Raw genomic sequence first — 18267 nt, 5'->3', positions numbered from 1 at the left:
GAGCGGTCGCCGGGACGGGCCCGCCGCTCGCGGTCCGCGCGGCGGGGACTCCCGCGCCGACCGTCGCCTTCGTCTCGGGCCGCGCCTTCCCGGCCGGTTTCGCGGGGGTCTCGGGCGCCGCCGCGATCGGCACGATCTGCGTCCGGTCCATCGACTGCGTCGTCTCGGGCTCCGGCGCGTAGACGATCTTCTCCAGCAGCGCCCGCGCGCCGGCGTCGTCGAGCCGTCGCAGGGGGTCCTTCGTCAGCAGCCCGTAGATGACGTCCCGCAGGGGGCCGGCGTTCTTCGGCTCCTCCAGCGGCTCGGTCATCACGGCCGTGAGGGTCGCGATCGCGGAGCCCTTGTCGTACGGCGGGGCGCCCTCGACCGACGCGTACAGCAGGCCGCCCAGCGACCAGAGGTCCGCCGCGGGGCCCGGCTTGTGGCCGCGGGCGCGCTCGGGGGCGATGTAGGAGGGGGCGCCGACGAGCATGCCCGTCGAGGTGATGGACGGGTCGCCCTCGACCTGTGCGATCCCGAAGTCGGTGAGGACGACCCGGCCGTCCTCGGCGATCAGCACGTTCGACGGCTTCACGTCCCGGTGCAGGATCCCCGCGCGGTGCGCCGCCCGCAGCACGTCGAGGATCGCGAGCCCGACCTCGGCCGCGCGCCGGGGCGTGAGCAGGCCGTCCTCACGGATGACCTCGGCGAGCGACCTGCCCTCGACCAGCTCCATGACGATCCACGGCCGGTCGTCCTCGTCGACCACGTCGAAGACGGTCACCGCGCTGTTGTTGCGGATCTTCGCGATGGCCTTCGCCTCGCGCAGCGTCCGCGTGATCAGCCGGCGCTTCTCCTCGTCGTCGATGCTCGACGGGAACCTCAGCTCCTTGACGGCGACGGTCCGCCCGAGCGTCTCGTCCTCGGCACGCCACACCGTCCCCATGCCGCCGCGGCCGAGTACGCCTCCCAGCCGGTACCGCCCGGCGAGGAGACGTGCGCTCTTGTCCTGACGAGATGTCCCCGCCCGCTCCGCCTCCGACATGCGTCCCCTCATGCAACCCGCCCTGACAGAGCCTTCATTGTCCCCTACCCGCCAAGTGCCCGACGCCCAGACCCCCCTCTCCTCGCACCCCTCCCCTCCACATTCCGGCCAATAGGTACACCGCAGTTCAGCCACCCTCACCTCCCTTCCGCGCCACCGACCTCCGTCAACCCGCCACACCCACCCGGACATTCACCGCACCGGCCCCCGAAGCGGCTGAACTCTCCACCGCCCAGGGCCAGTTGCCCGCGACCGTCACGTCAACCCCACGCCTCCCCCATCGCCGTCTCACCTCACCCCCATCTGCGGCCTGCATCATGGCCCCCACCACCTGAGGAGGACCCGCGATGCCACCGCCCCGGAGCCTGCTGGTCGTGGCCGTCGCCCTCCTTCTTCTGGAACTCGCGACGGCCGGTTCCCGCGCGACGGTCGACCCGTCCCCGCAGTCCCTGCTGCCCCTGCTGGTCTCCCGGGGGAAGGCACCGGCCGCCGCCCTCCTGGCGCAGGACACGGGCGGCAGCCGGTACGCGTCCGCCGGGACCGGGATCTCCCGCGACGACCACTTCCGCGCCGGCAGCGTCACAAAGACCTTCGTCGCCACCGTGGTGCTCCAACTGGCCGCGGAGCACCGCCTGTCGCTGTCCGACCCGGTGGAGCGGTACCTGCCCGGACTGGTGCGGGGAGCCGGCAACGACGGCCGCGCGCTGACCCTGCGCTCCCTGCTCACCCACACCAGCGGCCTGTACGACTTCACCCGGGACACCCGGGGGACCGTCCCCGTCACCGCTCTGCAAGCCGTTCGTCTGGCCCTCACCCACCCTCCGGCCGACCGAGGCCGCTTCTCCTACTCCAACACCAACTACGTCCTGCTCGGCCTGGTCGTCGACCGGGTCACCGGCCGCTCCTACGCCGCCGAGGCCGAGCGCCGCATCATCGCTCCGCTCCGTCTGGCAGGCACCTCCTTCCCTGGCTCCCGTACGACTCTTCCCTCACCTCACGGCCGCGCCTACGCGAGCGACGGTTCCGACGTCACCGATCTCGACCCTCGCGTCGCCGGGGCCGCCGGCGAGCTGGTGACCACGCTCGCCGACCTCGACCGCTTCTACTCGGCACTCCTGTCCGGAACGCTCCTGCCCCCGCGCCGGCTGCGCGAGATGCTGGACACCCGCGCCGCACACGGCCTGTACGGCATGGGCCTGTTCCCCACGAAGCTGCCCTGCGGTGTCACGGTGTGGGGGCACGACGGCCGTATCTCCGGCAGCTACGTGCGCACCGCGGCCACCCTCGGCGGCCGGCACACCCTCACCTTCCGCGTGAACACCACCACGCCGGCCTCCCCCGACCTCGAACCGGCCCTGCTCTCCGCCGAGTTCTGCCCGCGATACCCGTAGAACGGCGGGGAGCCGGGCAGAGATCCCGGCAGGGGGTCACTCGTCCGGGTGATGTCGCCCGAGCCCGAGCCGCCCCGACCCCACCCCGACCCACCCCGAGCGGCCCTCAAGTCCCCGCTCTCTCACAACGGCACGATGTCCGGCGCCCCCAGCCGCGCCGCGTCCGCCGTCAGATCGTCCGGCTGCCGCTGCGACTCCCGCTCCGCCTCCACCCGCTTCTCGTAGTGCTGAACCTCCCGCTCGACCTGCCCCGCGTCCCAGCCGAGGACCGGCGCCATCAGCGAAGCGACCTCGCGGGCGCAGCGGGTGCCCCGGTCGAAGGTCTCGATGGAGATCCGGGTCCGCCGGGTCAGCACGTCGTCGAGGTGCCGGGCCCCTTCGTGGGAGGCGGCGTAGACGACCTCGGCGCGCAGATAGTCGTCGGCCCCCTGGAGCGGCTCGCCGAGCGAGGAGTCCCCGGCGATCAGGTCCAGCACCTCCTGCGCGAGCGCGCCGAACCGGTTCAGCAGATGCTCGATGCGCACGACGTGCAGCCCGGCCTGCGCGGCGAGCCTCGCCCGCCCGTTCCACAGCGCCCGGTACCCCTCGGCGCCGAGCAGCGGGACGTCCTCGGTGACACAGGCGGCGACCCGCTGGTCCAGCGCGTGGACGGCCTCGTCGACGGCGTCCTTCGCCATCACCCGGTACGTCGTGTACTTGCCGCCCGCGACGACGACGAGCCCCGGCACCGGGTGGGCGACGGTGTGCTCGCGGGAGAGTTTGCTGGTCGCGTCCGACTCGCCGGCCAGCAGGGGCCGCAGTCCGGCGTACACGCCCTCGACGTCGTCCCGGGTCAGGGGCGTCGCGAGGACCGAGTTGACGTGTTCCAGCAGGTAGTCGATGTCGGCGCTGGACGCGGCCGGGTGCGCCTTGTCGAGGTCCCAGTCGGTGTCGGTCGTCCCGACGATCCAGTGCCGCCCCCAGGGGATGACGAACAGCACGGACTTCTCGGTGCGCAGGATCAGCCCCGTCGAGGAGTTGATGCGGTCCCTCGGGACGACGAGGTGGATGCCCTTGGACGCCCGGACGTGGAACTGGCCGCGCGAGCCGACCATCGCCTGTGTGTCGTCGGTCCACACCCCGGTCGCGTTGACGATCTGCCGGGCCCGGATCTCGTACTCCCCGCCCGCCTCGACGTCCTGCACGCGCGCGCCGACGACCCGCTCGCCCTCCCGCAGGAACCCGGTCACCCGCGCGCGGTTGGCGACTTTCGCGCCGTACGAGGCGGCGGTGCGGACCAGGGTGGCGACGAAGCGGGCGTCGTCCATCTGGGCGTCGTAGTACTGGAGGGCGCCGACGAGGGCGTCCTTGCGCAGGGCGGGGGCGACGCGCAGGGCGTGACGGTGGCTCAGGTGGCGGTGCGCCGGCAGGCCCCGGCCGTGGCCCCGGGCCATCGACATCGCGTCGTAGAGGGCGACGCCGGAACCGGCGTACAGGCGCTCCCAGCCCTTGTGGCGCAGCGGGTAGAGGAACGGCACCGGCTTGACGAGGTGTGGCGCGAGGCGCTCCAGGAGGAGGCCGCGTTCCTTCAGGGCCTCGCGGACGAGGGCGAAGTCGAGCATCTCCAGGTAGCGCAGGCCGCCGTGGATGAGCTTGCTGGAGCGGCTGGAGGTGCCGGACGCCCAGTCCCGGGCCTCGACGAGGCCGGTCGACAGGCCCCGGGTGACGGCGTCGAGGGCCGTCCCCGCGCCGACCACTCCAGCCCCGACGACCAGCACGTCCAGCTCGCGCTCGGCCATCTCCGCCAGGGACTCGGCACGCTGTACCGGTCCCAGTGTCGCTGTCCTCACCGTCGCCTCCCGCCGTCGATCACCTCGCCCCCCGCTCAGATTCTGACCGCCTTGTCCGCCTCAGGCCACACCTGTGGACAACACACCCAACCAATCCCGCATATCGGTCATATTTACTCCTAGTCTGACATTGCGCTCGCTCGTCCAGTCCACAGGGCTTGCGTACCCGCCCCGCTTCGGTTAACCCCACCGTTCTCGGTGACTGGGAAGGACGGCCCACGCCATGCCCGCAGATCTCGCCGTCATCGGACTCGGCCCCCTCGGCCTGCCCCTGGCCCAGGCCGCGGTCGCCGCAGGCATCCCCACCATCGGCTACCGGACCGGCCCCGAACCCGGCTCCCTCACCCCCGCCGAACTGCGCCGGATGCTCGCCGGAGGCTTCCGCGTCGTCACCGACCCCGCCGAACTCGGCCGCGTCCGCACGGCGGTGATCTGCGCGCCCACCCCGCGCGACGCGGACGGCGGACTCGACCTCGGCGCGGTGGAGTCGGCCGCCCGCACCCTCGCCGGGCACCTGCGCCCGCACACCACCGTGATCCTCGAATCGCCGGTGCACCCCGGGACGACCGAGGACTTCCTGCGGCCCCTCCTGGAGGAGACCTCGGGCCTGCGCGCGGGACGTGACTTCCACCTCGCGCACTCCCCCAGCCGCGTCGACCCCGGCAACCGCGCCTTCACGCCGGCCAACACCCCGAAGGTCATCGGCGGCCTCACCCCCGCCTGCACGGAGTCCGCCGCCGCGTTCTACGGACGGCTCACCGACAAGGTCGTCCGCGCGCGGGGGCTGCGGGAAGCGGAGACCGTGCAGCTCCTGGAGACCAACTTCCGGCACGTCAACATCGCGCTCGTCAACGAGATGGCGATCCTCTGCCACCGTCTGGGTGTCGACCTCTGGGACGTCATCCGGTGCGCCGAGACCAAGCCGTTCGGCTTCCAGGCGTTCCGTCCAGGACCCGGCGTCGGCGGCCACTCCGTCCCCCTCGACCACCCCGGCGGCCCCCTGCGCATGGTCGAACTCGCCCAGCAGGTCAACACCCGCATGCCCCGGTACGTCGTCCAGCGCGCCGCCGCTCTCCTCAACGAACACGGCAAGTCAGCGCGCGGCGCCCGCGTCCTCCTCCTGGGCGTCACCTACAAGCAGGACCTCTCCGACCAGCAGAACACCCCCGCGCGCGAGATCGCCGTCCGCCTGATGGAGCTAGGCGCCTCCGTCAGCTACCACGACCCCCACGTCCCCTCCTGGAACGTCCTCGACCGCCCCGTCCCCCGCGCCGACTCCCTCTACGAGGCCGCCGCCGACGCCGACCTGACGATCCTCCTCCAGCAGCACCGGACGTACGACCTTCAGGGGTTGTCGGTGAAGGCGCAGCTTCTGCTGGACACGCGGGGGGCGACGCCTACGGGGGCGGCGCATCGGTTGTGAAAGGGGGCGTGCGAGAGGGGCGCACTTCTGGGGTTGGTGGCGCGGGGCGGGCGAGGGCCAGTACCTTGGAGGCAGGCGGAGTCGGCCACAGCAGGCTACTGAGGTGGACTCGTGGATGGGCTACGGGGTGTCCGCCCCTGGGCTTTGCAGGGACGGCCATTCACCATCACGCCTAAAGGGTGGGAGCCCACCGCAGCGGGTACTGCGGCAGGCTCCCGGATGGTTCATGGGTGTTCCGCCCCTAGTTTCTTTGGGGGCGGCCACTCACCATCCGAACAGCCGCAAGATCCACCTCCTCTTGAACTGGACCATCCGAAGACGGACCTTGTCCCAGCGGGTGGGCTTGCGGTGGCGGCCCATGGGCGCCCCCTTCCACGGCACCGCCCAGTAGCCCGGTGGACGGCTTCGTCGGGAATCGGGCCGGGCCCCGAGGGGACGGGGTCCGGATCAAATCCCTGGAAGGGGGCGCTGTCAGAAACCTGGAGCGCCACGAGAAGGACGCTATCGCCAGACGATCAGCAGAAACCTTCCCTCAAACCCCGTTCACCACCGCACGCCCCCCATTTCACTTCGCGCGCCCCCCACCACAAGCCTCAAGAAAACCGAAAAGGGGCCGATCACCGCACCTGCGGCGACCAGCCCCTTCAGGCGTCGTACGACCGGCTACCGCCGGTCCTGCGAATCCGCGACCACGACCTCGACCCGCTGGAACTCCTTGAGCTCGCTGTACCCGGTCGTCGACATGGCCCGCCGCAGCGCGCCGAAGAAGTTCATGGAGCCGTCGGGAGTGTGGGACGGCCCGGTGAGGACCTCCTCGATCGTGCCGACGGTCCCGAGGTCCACCTTCTTGCCGCGCGGCAGCTCCTCGTTGACGGCCTCCATGCCCCAGTGGTGCCCCTTGCCGGGCGCGTCGGTGGCACGGGCGAGCGGCGAGCCCATCATGACGGCGTCGGCGCCGCAGGCGATCGCCTTGGGGAGGTCGCCGGACCAGCCGACACCGCCGTCGGCGATGACGTGGACGTACCGGCCGCCGGACTCGTCCATGTAGTCGCGGCGCGCGGCGGCGACGTCCGCCACGGCGGTCGCCATCGGCACCCGGATGCCCAGGACGTTGCGCGTGGTGTGCGCGGCGCCGCCGCCGAAGCCGACGAGGACGCCCGCCGCGCCCGTGCGCATGAGGTGCAGGGCGGCCGTGTACGTGGCGCAGCCGCCGACGATCACCGGGACGTCGAGTTCGTAGATGAACTGCTTGAGGTTGAGCGGTTCGTGCGACCCGGAGACGTGCTCCGCGGAGACCGTCGTCCCCCGGATGACGAAGATGTCCACGCCCGCGTCGACGACGGCCTTGGAGAACTGGGCCGTGCGCTGCGGGGAGAGCGCGGCGGCGGTGACCACGCCCGCGTCGCGCACCTCCTTGATGCGGCGGCCGATCAGCTCCTCCTTGATCGGCGCGGCGTAGATCTCCTGGAGGCGGCGCGTCGCCTGCTCGGAGGGCAGCTCGGTGACCTCGTCGAGCAGCGGCTGCGGGTCCTCGTAGCGTGTCCAGAGCCCTTCGAGGTTGAGGACGCCGAGGCCGCCCAGCTCGCCGATGCGGATCGCGGTGGCCGGGGAGACGACCGAGTCCATCGGGGCGGCCAGGAACGGCAGCTCGAAGCGGTAGGCGTCGATCTGCCAGGCGATCGAGACCTCCTTCGGGTCCCGCGTACGGCGGCTGGGGACGACGGCGATGTCGTCGAAGGCGTACGCCCTACGCCCGCGCTTGCCGCGCCCGATCTCGATCTCAGTCACGTCTGTGGCCTTTCCCTGTTGCGTTGCAGCGCCTCCCAGTATCGCCGACGGGTATGACAAAGGCGGCCCCGGAGTTCCCGGGACCGCCTTTGCCGAGCCGCACGCGCGCGTGGACCTACTTGCTGCGGCTGTAGTTCGGCGCCTCGACCGTCATCTGGATGTCGTGCGGGTGCGACTCCTTCAGACCGGCCGACGTGATGCGGACGAAGCGGCCCTTGGACTCCATCTCGGCGACGGTGGCCGCGCCGACGTAGCCCATGGTCTGGCGCAGGCCGCCGACGAGCTGGTGCAGCACGTTGGAGAGGGGGCCCCGGTAGGGCACCTGGCCCTCGACGCCCTCGGGGACGAGCTTGTCGTCCGCGGAGACCTCGGCCTGGAAGTAGCGGTCCTTGGAGTAGGACTTGCCCTGGCCGCGGGACTGCATGGCGCCCAGGGAGCCCATGCCCCGGTAGGACTTGAACTGCTTGCCGTTGATGAACATCAGCTCGCCCGGGGACTCCTCGCAGCCCGCGAGGAGGGAGCCCAGCATGACGGTGTCGGCGCCGGCGGCGAGCGCCTTGCCGATGTCGCCGGAGTACTGGAGGCCGCCGTCGCCGATCAGCGGGATGCCTGCCGCGCGGGCGGCGAGGGACGCCTCGTAGATGGCGGTGACCTGCGGGACACCGATACCGGCGACCACGCGCGTGGTGCAGATCGAGCCGGGGCCGACGCCGACCTTGATGCCGTCGACACCGGCGTCGATGAGGGCCTGGGCGCCGTCGCGGGTGGCGACGTTCCCGCCGATGACGTCGACGTTCACGCTGGACTTGATCTTCGCCATCCAGCTGAGGGCGTTGCTGTTGTGGCCGTGGGAGGTGTCGACGACCAGGAAGTCCACGCCGGCCTCGGCGAGCGCCTGCGCGCGCTCCAGGGCCTCGGGGCTGGCGCCCACGGCGGCACCGACGAGGAGGCGGCCGTCGGCGTCCTTGGCGGCGTTCGGGTACTTCTCCGCCTTGACGAAGTCCTTGACGGTGATGAGGCCCTTGAGGACGCCCGCGTCGTCGACCAGCGGGAGCTTCTCGATCTTGTGGCGGCGCAGCAGTTCCATCGCGTCGCTGCCGGAGATGCCGACGTGGCCGGTGACCAGCGGCATCGGGGTCATGACCTCGCGGACCTGGCGGGCGCGGTCGCTCTCGAAGGCCATGTCGCGGTTGGTGACGATGCCGAGGAGCTTGCCGGACGGGTCGGTGACCGGGACGCCGCTGATGCGGAACTTCGCGCACAGGGCGTCGGCCTCGGCGAGGGTCGCCTCCGGGTGGACCGTGATCGGGTCGGAGACCATGCCGGACTCGGAGCGCTTCACGAGGTCGACCTGGTTGACCTGGTCCTCGACGGACAGGTTGCGGTGCAGCACGCCGACGCCGCCGAGGCGGGCCATGGCGATCGCCATGCGGGACTCGGTGACCTTGTCCATGGCGGCCGACAGCAGGGGGATGTTCACCCGGACGTTGCGGGAGATGCGGGACGAGGTGTCGACCGCGTTCGGGAGGACCTCGGAGGCTCCCGGCAGCAGCAGCACGTCGTCGTAGGTCAACCCGAGAGTCGCGAACTTGTCGGGCACTCCGTCGACGTTGGCAGTCATGACACCTTCCCCAAATGGCCTTGATCGGTGCGGATGTCCATGCTAACGGGAAGCAGGGGCCGCAAATTCCACGGTACGAGGTGACCTCGGGCTTCGTATGTTCGTACGGAACTGACGAGCGACCTGTTCAACCAAGGAGCCCTCGGTAAGGGGCGTGATCCCGGCCGACGCCCCTTACCTCACTGCTCCGCCAGCGCCCGCAGCCTGCTCAGGGCCCGGTGCTGGGCCACCCGGACGGCGCCGGGCGACATGCCGAGCATCTGGCCGGTCTCCTCGGCCGTCAGCCCCACGGCGATGCGCAGCAGGAGCAGCTCCCGCTGGTTCTCGGAGAGGTTGGCGAGGAGTTTCTTGGCCCAGGCGGCGTCGCTGCTGAGCAGGGCGCGCTCCTCGGGGCCGAGGGAGTCGTCCGGCCGCTCCGGCATCTCGTCGGAGGGGACGACGGTGGAGCCGGGGTGACGCATCGCGGCGCGCTGGAGGTCGGCGACCTTGTGGGCGGCGATGGCGAAGACGAACGCCTCGAAGGGGCGGCCGGTGTCGCGGTAGCGCGGCAGGGCGAGGAGGACGGCGACGCAGACCTCCTGCGCGAGGTCCTCCACGAAGTGCCGCGCGTCCCCGGGGAGGCGCGAGAGACGGGTACGGCAGTAGCGCAGGGCCAGCGGGTGGACGTGGGCGAGCAGGTCGTGAGTGGCCTGCTCGTCGCCGTCCACCGCGCGGTGGACGAGGGCGCCGGTCGTCCCCTGGGCACGGACCGGCTCGTCATCACGCATCGGTCCATGGTGCACTCCGGCCGTCTCGTCCGTGGCGCCGTGTTCTTCGTTGTGCACCGAAGCGTTATGAGCAGGTGCGCCGGAACTCATCCCCCGCGCCCTCCCCTCCCGCTCGGCCGACTCGTCCCCGAGGAACTCCACCCCTCAAGCATGCGGCATCCCCGCCGAAACGAGCAGCGCGCCTCGGGCGACCCACCCCGTACGGCCGACGCGCACGACCCCCCACCGCCCCGCTCACCAGCGGAGAGTCGGCGGGCGACGAACGACCGCGGCGCACGGGAAGTGTGTCCAAGATGACTCTGGAAACGCCGCCAGGCGCAGTACCGGTATGGGGTGCGGAGCGGTGCCGCCAGGTGGCTCCGCCACGGGGAGCGACAAGCCACGACGCACCCGCACCCGTCCGACGGCAGAACACGCCGCCCTCGCAGGCGTCCGGTCCCGCCGGCGGAGCCGCCTTCAGCGGACGAGCCCCCACCGGAAGCCCAGCGCCACCGCGTGCGCGCGGTCCGACGCGCCCAGCTTCTTGAACAGCCGGCGCGCGTGCGTCTTCACGGTGTCCTCGGAGAGGAACAGCTCGCGCCCGATCTCCGCGTTGGACCGTCCGTGGCTCATTCCTTCGAGCACCTGGATCTCCCGCGCGGTGAGCGTCGGCGCAGCGCCCATCTCGGCCGAACGGAGCCGCCGGGGGGCCAGTCGCCACGTGGGGTCGGCGAGCGCCTGGGTGACGGTCGCGCGCAGCTCCGCGCGGGACGCGTCCTTGTGCAGGTAGCCGCGGGCTCCGGCGGCGACCGCGAGGGCCACGCCGTCCAGGTCCTCGGCGACGGTGAGCATGATGATGCGCGCACCGGGGTCGGCGGACAGCAGCCGCCGTACGGTCTCGACGCCGCCCAGTCCGGGCATGCGTACGTCCATCAGGATCAGGTCCGAGCGGTCCGCGCCCCAGCGGCGGAGGACTTCCTCGCCGTTGGCAGCAGTGGTCACGCGCTCGACGCCGGGCACGGTCGCGACCGCGCGGCGCAGCGCTTCTCGGGCGAGCGGGGAGTCGTCGCAGACGAGGACGGAAGTCATGGCCGCCCTCCGCAGCTGATGCGCGTCACCTTGTGCCTCCAGGCTGGTACGTATTCACCTGTGCGGTCGACCGGCTCGGACACCCGCCCGAGCTTTTGTGTTTTCAACCGCCTCCGCCACTCTCAACGATGGTCACTCGAAAGAGTTACGGGGCTGCGTAGCCTCTTCGGCACTCTACGTGAGGGTGCTCGGACGGTGCAGACAGGCGCAACGGACCCTCGCCGTTTCATCACAACCGGCGCCCCATTTGGACCCTTTTCTTCCCTTTCAGTGGTGTCTGAGGCTAGATTCGCAATGAGTCATATTTTCATCTCCTTAGATCGTAGTTGTACGGTCCATAGGCACCGTATCCGCTCAGCACGGCTACAAGGGGTCACGCAATGGCAGATTTCTCCCGCCTTCCCGGACCGAACGCGGACCTGTGGGACTGGCAGCTCCTCGCTGCCTGCCGCGGGGTCGACAGCTCGCTCTTCTTCCACCCGGAAGGCGAGCGCGGGGCAGCCAGGAGCGCTCGTGAGAACTCGGCCAAGGAGGTCTGCATGAGGTGCCCGGTCCGCGCGCAGTGCGCGGCGCACGCACTGGCGGTGCGTGAGCCGTACGGCGTGTGGGGCGGGCTGACCGAGGACGAGCGCGAGGAGCTGATGGGGCGGGCACGCAACCGCCTCGTCACGGCGGCGGTCGAGACGGCCGCCGTATCGAACACATGAAGGAACGTTTCTCCCCAGATGGGGGGGGAAGCACCGGTGTGACCGGTGGGTCGGGGTACGCGCGTGTGCCCCGGCTCACCGCCGTACGACGGCCCGCTCCAGTTCGTCCAGCGTCGCCGCCACCGCCGGTACCCGGGCGAGGTCGGGCAGCGTGAGCGCGACGACCTCGCGCCGGACGGCCGGTTCGAGCACCAGCGCGCGTACGCCACGCGGCCGAACGGACGTCAGGGCCAACCGGGGCAGCACCGCGACCCCGAGACCCGCGGCGACCAGGCCGACGACGGAAGGGTGGTCGTCGGTCGCGAAGTCGATGCGCGGGGTGAACCCGGCGCTCTCGCACGCCTGGACCAGTTGGCGGCGACAGCGCGGACAGCCCGCGATCCACGGCTCGTGCGCGAGGTCGCCCACCCCGACGGACGCCCCGCGCGCGAGGGCATGGCGTTCCGGTACGAGCGCGACGAGCCGGTCGGTCAGCAGGGGCCGCACCACGAGGTCGGCCCACTCCTCGTCGTCGGCCGCGGCGTTCTCGTACCGGAACGCCAGGGCCACGTCGCAGTCGCCGTCGCGCAGGAGGGTCACCGAGCCCGGGGGTTCGGCCTCCTCCAGGTAGACGCGGGTGCCGGGGTGGGCGGCGCGCAGGGCGGCCAGGGCGGTGGGGACCAGCGTCGAACCGGCGCTGGGGAAGGAGACCAGGCGGACCCGGCCGGCGCGCAGTCCGGCGATCGCCGCGACCTCCTCCTCGGCGGCCGTCAGCCCGGCGAGGATGCCGGCGGCGTGCCGCACCAGGGCCTCGCCCGCCTCGGTGAGCCGCGTCTCGCGTCCGCCGCGCACCAGCAGCGGGGTGCCGACGGCGGTCTCCAGCGCCTTCATCTGCTGGCTGACCGCCGGCTGGGTGCAGCCGAGAGCGCGGCCGGCGGCGGAGAAGGAACCGGTGGTGGCGACGGCGCGCAGGACACGCAGGTGACGGGGTTCGAGCACGGGGGCGAGCATAGCCTTGGCCATAAGTGGCTCTTGGGTATGACAGCCCGAAGTATCTCGACTCTTTGAGATCCGGCCGCCTACCGTGGACGCATGAAGGTTCTGTCCGTGAATGCGGGGCGTCTGACGCCCGTTCCGTACACCGATCACCCCGAGGGGCTGACCGGCATCGACAAACGTCCGGTGGCCGGGCCGGTACAGGTGTCGGCGCCGGGGCCGAAGGGGACCGGCGGCAGCGGTCTCGCGGGGGACGAGATCGCCGAACTGCGCTACCACGGCGGGAACGACCAGGCGGTGTACGCGGTCGCCCGGGAGGATCTCGACGCCTGGGAGCGCGCCCTGGGCCGGCCGCTGGCGCCGGGGGCGTTCGGGGAGAACCTCACGACCGAGGGGGTGGACGTGTCGGGGGCGCTGATCGGGGAGCGCTGGCGGATCGGCGCGGAGCTGGTCCTGGAGGTCACCTCCGGGCGGATTCCCTGCCTCACCTTCCAGGGCCATCTGGGCGAGAGGCAGTGGGTCAAGCGGTTCACGCGCGAGGGCGCTCCGGGCGCCTATCTGCGGGTGGTCGAACCGGGTGAGATCCGCGCGGGCGACCCGCTGGAGATCGTCCACCGCCCGGACCACGACGTGACGGTCGCGGTCGCGTTCCGCGCGGTGACCACCGAGCGGGATCTGCTGCCGCGGCTGTCGGCGGCGGGTGAGGCACTGCATCCGGAATGGAGGGAGCGGGCGCGGGAGTACATGGCGAAACACGGCGGCTGAAACGACGTCAGGACCGCTTTGTCCAGAGTGGCGGATGGAGTGTCACCAAGCCGTTGCCGTGGGGTTCTTCGGCGCGGGAAGAGCCCCTGCGGAAGGGGGACGCGCGTCCTTCGGCCGCCTACTCTTCAGCCATGACAACGGCTCTGATCACAGGATCGACCGCGGGGATCGGTGCCGCGTTCGCGCGGCGGCTCGCCGCTGACGGGCACAACCTGGTGCTGGTGGCGCGCGACACGAAACGGCTGCGCGAACAGGCGACGGAACTGCACGACCGGCACGGCATCGAGGCGGAGGTGCTCACCGCGGACCTCTCCGAGGACGCCGGTATCGAGTCGGTCGCCGCCCGCCTCGGGGACCGCAAGAACCCCGTCGACCTGTTGGTGAACAACGCCGGTTTCGGCAACAAGGGCCGCTATCTCGACGTCTCCATGGCGGACGAGCTGAAGATGCTGAAGGTGCACTGCGAGGCCGTCCTGCGGCTGACCTCCGCCGCCACCGAGGCGATGCGTGAGCGCAGACGCGGCGGCGTGGTGAACGTCGCCTCGGTCGCCGCCTTCCTCCCGCGCGGCACCTACGGCGCGTCGAAGGCGTGGGTCGTGCAGTTCACGCAGGGGGCGGCCAAGGATCTGGAGGGCAGCGGCGTCCGGCTGATGGCTCTGTGCCCCGGCTTCGTCCGCACCGAGTTCCACGAGCGCGCGGGGATGGGGACGGACAACATCCCGGGGTGGATGTGGCTGGACGCGGACAAACTGGTCGCCGCGGCGTTGCAGGACCTGGCTCGCGGCAGGACCGTCTCCATCCCGGATCCCCGGTACAAGGCGCTGATGGGGGTCGTGAAGCTGACGCCCCGGGGACTGCTGGGCGGGGTCTCCTCGAAGACGGGGCGCAAGTACGGGCCGCAGTAGGAGGGAACGTCGTCATGGCACCGATGCGAGTGCCCCTCCCCCGTTCCGGGAACGGCCGAAGCCCGGCACCCCCGCGAAGGGGTGCCGGGCTTCGGTGCGGCTCGCGTCAGTGACTAGTGCGAGTGGCCGTGGGAGTGACCGCCGGCGGCCGGCTCCTCCTCTTCCTTCTTCTCGACGACCAGGGTCTCGGTCGTGAGCAGGAGGGAGGCGATGGAGGCGGCGTTCTCCAGGGCGGAGCGGGTGACCTTGACCGGGTCGATGACGCCGGCCTTCACCAGGTCGCCGTACTCGCCGGTCGCGGCGTTGAAGCCCTGGCCCTTGTCGAGCTCGGCGACCTTGGAGGTGATGACGTAACCCTCAAGACCCGCGTTCTCGGCGATCCAGCGCAGCGGCTCGACGACGGCCTTGCGGACGACGGCGACACCGGTCGCCTCGTCGCCGGACTTGCCGAGGCCGTCCTCCAGGACCTTCGCGGCGTGGACGAGCGCGGAGCCACCGCCGGAGACGATGCCCTCCTCGACCGCGGCGCGGGTGGCGGAGATGGCGTCCTCAAGGCGGTGCTTCTTCTCCTTGAGCTCCACCTCGGTGGCGGCGCCGACCTTGATCACGCACACGCCGCCGGCCAGCTTCGCGAGGCGCTCCTGGAGCTTCTCGCGGTCCCAGTCGGAGTCCGTGTTCTCGATCTCGGCCTTGATCTGGGCGACGCGGCCCGTGACGTCGGCGGAGTCGCCGGCGCCGTCGACGACGGTGGTGTCGTCCTTCGTGACGGTGACGCGGCGGGCGGTGCCGAGCACGTCGAGGTCGGCCTGCTCCAGCTTGAGCCCGACCTCCTCGGAGATGACGGTCGCGCCGGTCAGGATCGCGAGGTCCTGGAGCATCGCCTTGCGGCGGTCACCGAAGCCGGGGGCCTTCACGGCGACGGCGTTGAACGTGCCGCGGATCTTGTTCACGACGAGGGTGGAGAGCGCCTCGCCCTCGACGTCCTCGGCGATGATCAGCAGCGGCTTGGAGCCACCGGACTGGATGACCTTCTCCAGCAGCGGCAGCAGCTCCTGGATGGAGGAGATCTTGCCCTGGTTGATGAGGATGTAGGGGTCCTCCAGGACGGCCTCCATGCGCTCCTGGTCCGTCACGAAGTACGGCGACAGGTAGCCCTTGTCGAAGGCCATGCCCTCGGTGAAGTCCAGCTCCAGACCGAAGGTGTTGGACTCCTCGACGGTGATGACACCGTCCTTGCCGACCTTGTCCATCGCCTCGGCGATGAGCTCGCCGACCTGCGTGTCCTGCGCGGAGAGCGCGGCGACGGCGGCGATGTCCGCCTTGTCCTCGATCGGACGGGCGGTGGCGAGGAGGTCCTCGGAGACGGCGGCGACGGCCGCGTCGATGCCCTTCTTGAGCAGCGCCGGGGAGGCACCCGCGGCGACGTTCTTCAGACCCTCGCGGACCAGCGCCTGGGCGAGCACGGTGGCGGTGGTGGTGCCGTCACCCGCGATGTCGTTGGTCTTGGTCGCCACCTCCTTCACCAGCTGGGCGCCGAGGTTCTCGTACGGGTCGTCGATCTCGACCTCACGGGCGATGGTGACGCCGTCGTTGGTGATGGTCGGAGCGCCGAACTTCTTGTCGATGACGACGTTGCGGCCCTTGGGGCCGATCGTCACCTTGACCGTGTCGGCCAGCTTGTTGACGCCGCGCTCAAGGGCGCGACGGGCGTCCTCGTCGAACTTCAGGATCTTCGCCATGACAGCGGGTGCCCTCTCGGAAAATCTGTGGGTAAGAAAAAAGCCGCGCCCCTGGCGCCCGGCTCCATCAAGGGATCGCGGGGCCAGGGGCGCGGCTCAAAAAACTGAGGTGTCTTACTTCTCGATGATCGCGAGAACGTCGCGAGCCGAGAGGACGAGGTACTCCTCGCCGCTGTACTTGACCTCGGTGCCGCCGTACTTGCTGTACAGGACGATGTCACCGACCTTGACGTCGAGCGGCAGGCGCTCGCCGTTCTCGAATCGGCCCGGGCCCACGGCGAGGACGGCGCCCTCCTGGGGCTTCTCCTTCGCGGTGTCCGGGATGACCAGGCCGGAGGCCGTGGTCTGCTCGGCGTCGAGCGGCTGGACCACGATGCGGTCCTCAAGCGGCTTGATGGCAACCTTGGAGCTGGCGGTCGTCACGATCCGACCTCCCCCTTCGGAGATCTCACGGGGTTAACTGTCTGAGGTGGCGACCAGACCGATCCGTCGTCGCGGGTGCCGGACCTGCCCGTCGCTTCGTTGGCACTCTCCAGTGGGGAGTGCCAGACCCGAGACTATGACCGTGATTAGCACTCGGTCAAGCGGACTGCTAATTCCGGTGCCGTGGTGACCGAGTATTTCCCTGCCCGTAGCCCTCAGGTCCTACCGGTAGTCCTCAAGTCTCCCCACCGTGAGTCCCCTCGCCTGGGCTTCCCGTAGTACCCGTACGGTCCGGTCCCTGAGGGTCGGGCCGCCCGCCTCGTCGGAGTCCATCGCGACGATGTCGCCGGGCAGGAGGTGCCGGGAGCCACGGGTGTAGACGAGGCCCCCGGGGGTCATGGCGGCACGCCAGAGGACGACGGTGGAGACGCCGCAGTCGGCCGCCGCGCGCAGGGTCGTCGCGTCGTACGTGCCGTAGGGCGGGCGGAACCAGCGGGGGCGCAGGCCGAAGCGGGCCTTGAGTTTGTCCTGCTGGCCGCAGATCTCCGCGCGCTGCCCCGGGTAGGGGAGGCCGCGCAGGGCGGCGTGGTGGAGGGTGTGGTTCTGGAGGTTGGCGCCGACGGCCCGGAGCCGCGCGAAGTGGCCGTAGCCGGGGCCGACGACGCTGTCGGTGAGGAACATGCTGACCGGGAGGCGGAGTTCGCGGACCAGGTCGACGAAGCGGGGGTCGCGTTCGGCGCCGTCGTCGTAGGTGAGGAAGACGACGGGGTCGGGGGTGGGGATGTGGTCGAGGACCGGGGGGAGGGAGGGGGTACCCGTAGTACTTCCGGGGGACCTCGTGATGCCCCTCTTCGGCGCGGGAGCCAGCGGCTTCGTCAACCCCCAGCGGCGGTACGCGGGCTGTCCGGCGGCCACCTCCGGACGGGCCCCGTGGACCCGCTCCGCCGCCTTCTTGCCGAGCCGTTCGATCGGGTCGACGGACTGCGCGCAGCCGCTGACGAGCGTCAGGGCGACGAGCAGGGCGCCCGCCACCAGCCCCCGCGTTCTCACAGGTAGTCCTCCAGGCGTCCCACGGCGTACCCCTTCTCGGTGACCATGTTCAGGAACCGGCGGACCATGTCGGGCATCGTGCCCTTCCAGTCGTCCCGGCCCCGGAAGTGGCTCAGGACGATGTCGCCGGGGTGGAGGTCGCGGTCCCACTCGCGGTACTCCCAGTGGTCGACGAAGACCTCCTCGTCCCAGAGTGGGGCGTACTTCACCCCGCACGCCTTCGCGGCACGCAGGGTGTCGCGGTTGTAGTTCCCGAACGGGGGCCGGAAGAGCAGGGGCCGCTTGCCGTAGTGCTTCTGGATGACGTCCTGCATGCCGCAGATCTCGTGCTTCTGCCGCTGGTACGACATACCCGGGAGGTAGGGGTGGTGGAGCGTGTGGTTGTTCAGGACGACGCCGGCGTCCTGCATCTTCTTGAAGTACCCGTAGTCCTCCTTGACGAGGTAGTCGGAGAGGAACGCGGTGTACGGGATCTTCAGCTCGCTCATCATGCGCAGGAACGCCGGGTCCTTCTCGGCGCCGTCGTCAATGGTGAGGAAGACGACCTTCTCCTTGACCGGAATGGTCGTGAAGACCGGCGGCAGGCCCAGTTCCTCGTGGTCGTCGACCTCGAAGCCGTCACGGGTCGTGATCACCGGCTTCTTCGCGGGGGCGGGCGGGGCCGTCAGCGGCACCTTCTTCAGCCCCCACTTCCGGGCCGCCGCGACCCGGGCGGCCTGCTCGGCGTGGAGGCGTTCGGTGGGCGAGAGGGGCGGGCGGGCCTGTGCCGCGGTGCCCTTCTGGCCGGCGAAC

The 18267-nt window shown here is 70.9% G+C and carries 16 protein-coding genes; 5 read left to right on the top strand and 11 right to left on the bottom strand.

Features of this window, described 5'->3' with window-relative positions:
- Positions 1 to 1024 (bottom strand): serine/threonine-protein kinase (locus ACVNF4_RS18790; protein WP_461803994.1); only part of this gene is annotated, 1024 nt, incomplete at its 3' end.
- 347 nt (positions 1025 to 1371) lie between these two features.
- On the opposite strand from ACVNF4_RS18790, the gene ACVNF4_RS18785 reads away from it, so the two are divergent.
- A complete protein-coding gene (locus ACVNF4_RS18785) occupies positions 1372 to 2415 on the top strand; it encodes a serine hydrolase domain-containing protein (protein WP_461803993.1) in 1044 nt (347 codons plus the stop codon).
- Between the two features lie 122 nt (positions 2416 to 2537).
- Here the strand turns inward: ACVNF4_RS18785 and ACVNF4_RS18780 are convergent, their stop codons facing one another.
- The gene (locus ACVNF4_RS18780) at positions 2538 to 4244 is read right to left on the bottom strand and encodes a glycerol-3-phosphate dehydrogenase/oxidase (RefSeq protein ID WP_461803992.1); all 1707 of its coding nucleotides are present in this window, start codon (positions 4242 to 4244) and stop codon (positions 2538 to 2540) included.
- A 223-nt stretch (positions 4245 to 4467) separates the two neighbouring features.
- On the opposite strand from ACVNF4_RS18780, the gene ACVNF4_RS18775 reads away from it, so the two are divergent.
- Positions 4468 to 5667: a nucleotide sugar dehydrogenase gene (locus ACVNF4_RS18775; RefSeq protein WP_461803991.1), complete on the top strand. Its 1200-nt coding sequence runs from the start codon at positions 4468 to 4470 to the stop codon at positions 5665 to 5667.
- 663 nt (positions 5668 to 6330) lie between these two features.
- Here ACVNF4_RS18775 and ACVNF4_RS18770 read toward each other — a convergent pair.
- The 4 genes from ACVNF4_RS18770 to ACVNF4_RS18755 all read right to left on the bottom strand — a co-directional run bounded on the left by ACVNF4_RS18770 (position 6331) and on the right by ACVNF4_RS18755 (position 10911).
- Entirely contained in the window at positions 6331 to 7455 is a 1125-nt protein-coding gene (locus tag ACVNF4_RS18770; RefSeq protein ID WP_461803990.1) for a GuaB3 family IMP dehydrogenase-related protein, read from the bottom strand.
- A 115-nt stretch (positions 7456 to 7570) separates the two neighbouring features.
- Positions 7571 to 9076, bottom strand: a complete 1506-nt coding sequence (gene guaB / locus ACVNF4_RS18765; RefSeq protein ID WP_461803989.1) for an IMP dehydrogenase — start codon at positions 9074 to 9076, stop codon at positions 7571 to 7573.
- Positions 9077 to 9255: 179 nt separating this feature from the next.
- On the bottom strand, positions 9256 to 9843 hold the full coding sequence (locus ACVNF4_RS18760) for a sigma-70 family RNA polymerase sigma factor (protein WP_461803988.1): 588 nt from the start codon (positions 9841 to 9843) through the stop codon (positions 9256 to 9258).
- Between the two features lie 456 nt (positions 9844 to 10299).
- Positions 10300 to 10911: a response regulator transcription factor gene (locus tag ACVNF4_RS18755; RefSeq protein WP_003948568.1), complete on the bottom strand. Its 612-nt coding sequence runs from the start codon at positions 10909 to 10911 to the stop codon at positions 10300 to 10302.
- Positions 10912 to 11291: 380 nt separating this feature from the next.
- Here ACVNF4_RS18755 and ACVNF4_RS18750 point away from each other — a divergent pair, with 380 nt between their 5' ends.
- Positions 11292 to 11618 (top strand): WhiB family transcriptional regulator, encoded by a 327-nt coding sequence (locus ACVNF4_RS18750; protein WP_461803987.1) that lies wholly within the window; start codon positions 11292 to 11294, stop codon positions 11616 to 11618.
- A 75-nt stretch (positions 11619 to 11693) separates the two neighbouring features.
- Here ACVNF4_RS18750 and ACVNF4_RS18745 read toward each other — a convergent pair whose 3' ends face one another.
- On the bottom strand, positions 11694 to 12596 hold the full coding sequence (locus ACVNF4_RS18745) for a LysR family transcriptional regulator (RefSeq protein WP_461803986.1): 903 nt from the start codon (positions 12594 to 12596) through the stop codon (positions 11694 to 11696).
- A gap of 93 nt (positions 12597 to 12689) precedes the next feature.
- On the opposite strand from ACVNF4_RS18745, the gene ACVNF4_RS18740 reads away from it, so the two are divergent.
- Complete coding sequence (locus ACVNF4_RS18740) at positions 12690 to 13358, top strand: MOSC domain-containing protein (RefSeq protein ID WP_461803985.1); 669 nt, start codon at positions 12690 to 12692, stop codon at positions 13356 to 13358.
- A gap of 131 nt (positions 13359 to 13489) precedes the next feature.
- A complete protein-coding gene (locus ACVNF4_RS18735; RefSeq protein WP_461803984.1) occupies positions 13490 to 14263 on the top strand; it encodes an SDR family NAD(P)-dependent oxidoreductase in 774 nt (257 codons plus the stop codon).
- Between the two features lie 113 nt (positions 14264 to 14376).
- On the opposite strand, the gene groL is transcribed toward ACVNF4_RS18735, so the two are convergent.
- From groL to ACVNF4_RS18715, 4 genes are all read right to left on the bottom strand, one after another.
- Positions 14377 to 16002 (bottom strand): chaperonin GroEL, encoded by a 1626-nt coding sequence (gene groL / locus ACVNF4_RS18730; protein ID WP_461803983.1) that lies wholly within the window; start codon positions 16000 to 16002, stop codon positions 14377 to 14379.
- A 114-nt stretch (positions 16003 to 16116) separates the two neighbouring features.
- Positions 16117 to 16425, bottom strand: coding sequence for a co-chaperone GroES (gene groES / locus ACVNF4_RS18725; RefSeq protein WP_010351749.1), 309 nt, complete (start codon positions 16423 to 16425; stop codon positions 16117 to 16119).
- A gap of 222 nt (positions 16426 to 16647) precedes the next feature.
- Positions 16648 to 17475 (bottom strand): polysaccharide deacetylase family protein, encoded by an 828-nt coding sequence (locus ACVNF4_RS18720; protein ID WP_461803982.1) that lies wholly within the window; start codon positions 17473 to 17475, stop codon positions 16648 to 16650.
- Positions 17472 to 18267: polysaccharide deacetylase family protein (locus ACVNF4_RS18715; RefSeq protein ID WP_461803981.1), on the bottom strand; the 796-nt coding region annotated here is incomplete at its 5' end. The genes ACVNF4_RS18715 and ACVNF4_RS18720, both read right to left, overlap by 4 nt.

Source organism: Streptomyces sp. S6 (genome assembly GCF_054880855.1).
Note: the sequence above shows the minus strand (reverse complement) of the source record. Positions and strands in the feature narration are given on the sequence as shown.

What these genes read in the sequence shown, in the direction of transcription:
- ACVNF4_RS18785 (WP_461803993.1), top strand. Translation starts at nt 1,372, where the DNA reads ATGCCACCGCCCCGGAGCCTGCTGGTCGTGGCCGTCGCCCTCCTTCTT.
- ACVNF4_RS18775 (WP_461803991.1), top strand. Translation starts at nt 4,468, where the DNA reads ATGCCCGCAGATCTCGCCGTCATCGGACTCGGCCCCCTCGGCCTGCCC.
- guaB (WP_461803989.1), bottom strand. Translation starts at nt 9,076, where the DNA reads ATGACTGCCAACGTCGACGGAGTGCCCGACAAGTTCGCGACTCTCGGG.
- ACVNF4_RS18760 (WP_461803988.1), bottom strand. Translation starts at nt 9,843, where the DNA reads ATGCGTGATGACGAGCCGGTCCGTGCCCAGGGGACGACCGGCGCCCTC.
- ACVNF4_RS18755 (WP_003948568.1), bottom strand. Translation starts at nt 10,911, where the DNA reads ATGACTTCCGTCCTCGTCTGCGACGACTCCCCGCTCGCCCGAGAAGCG.
- ACVNF4_RS18750 (WP_461803987.1), top strand. Translation starts at nt 11,292, where the DNA reads ATGGCAGATTTCTCCCGCCTTCCCGGACCGAACGCGGACCTGTGGGAC.
- ACVNF4_RS18740 (WP_461803985.1), top strand. Translation starts at nt 12,690, where the DNA reads ATGAAGGTTCTGTCCGTGAATGCGGGGCGTCTGACGCCCGTTCCGTAC.
- ACVNF4_RS18735 (WP_461803984.1), top strand. Translation starts at nt 13,490, where the DNA reads ATGACAACGGCTCTGATCACAGGATCGACCGCGGGGATCGGTGCCGCG.
- groL (WP_461803983.1), bottom strand. Translation starts at nt 16,002, where the DNA reads ATGGCGAAGATCCTGAAGTTCGACGAGGACGCCCGTCGCGCCCTTGAG.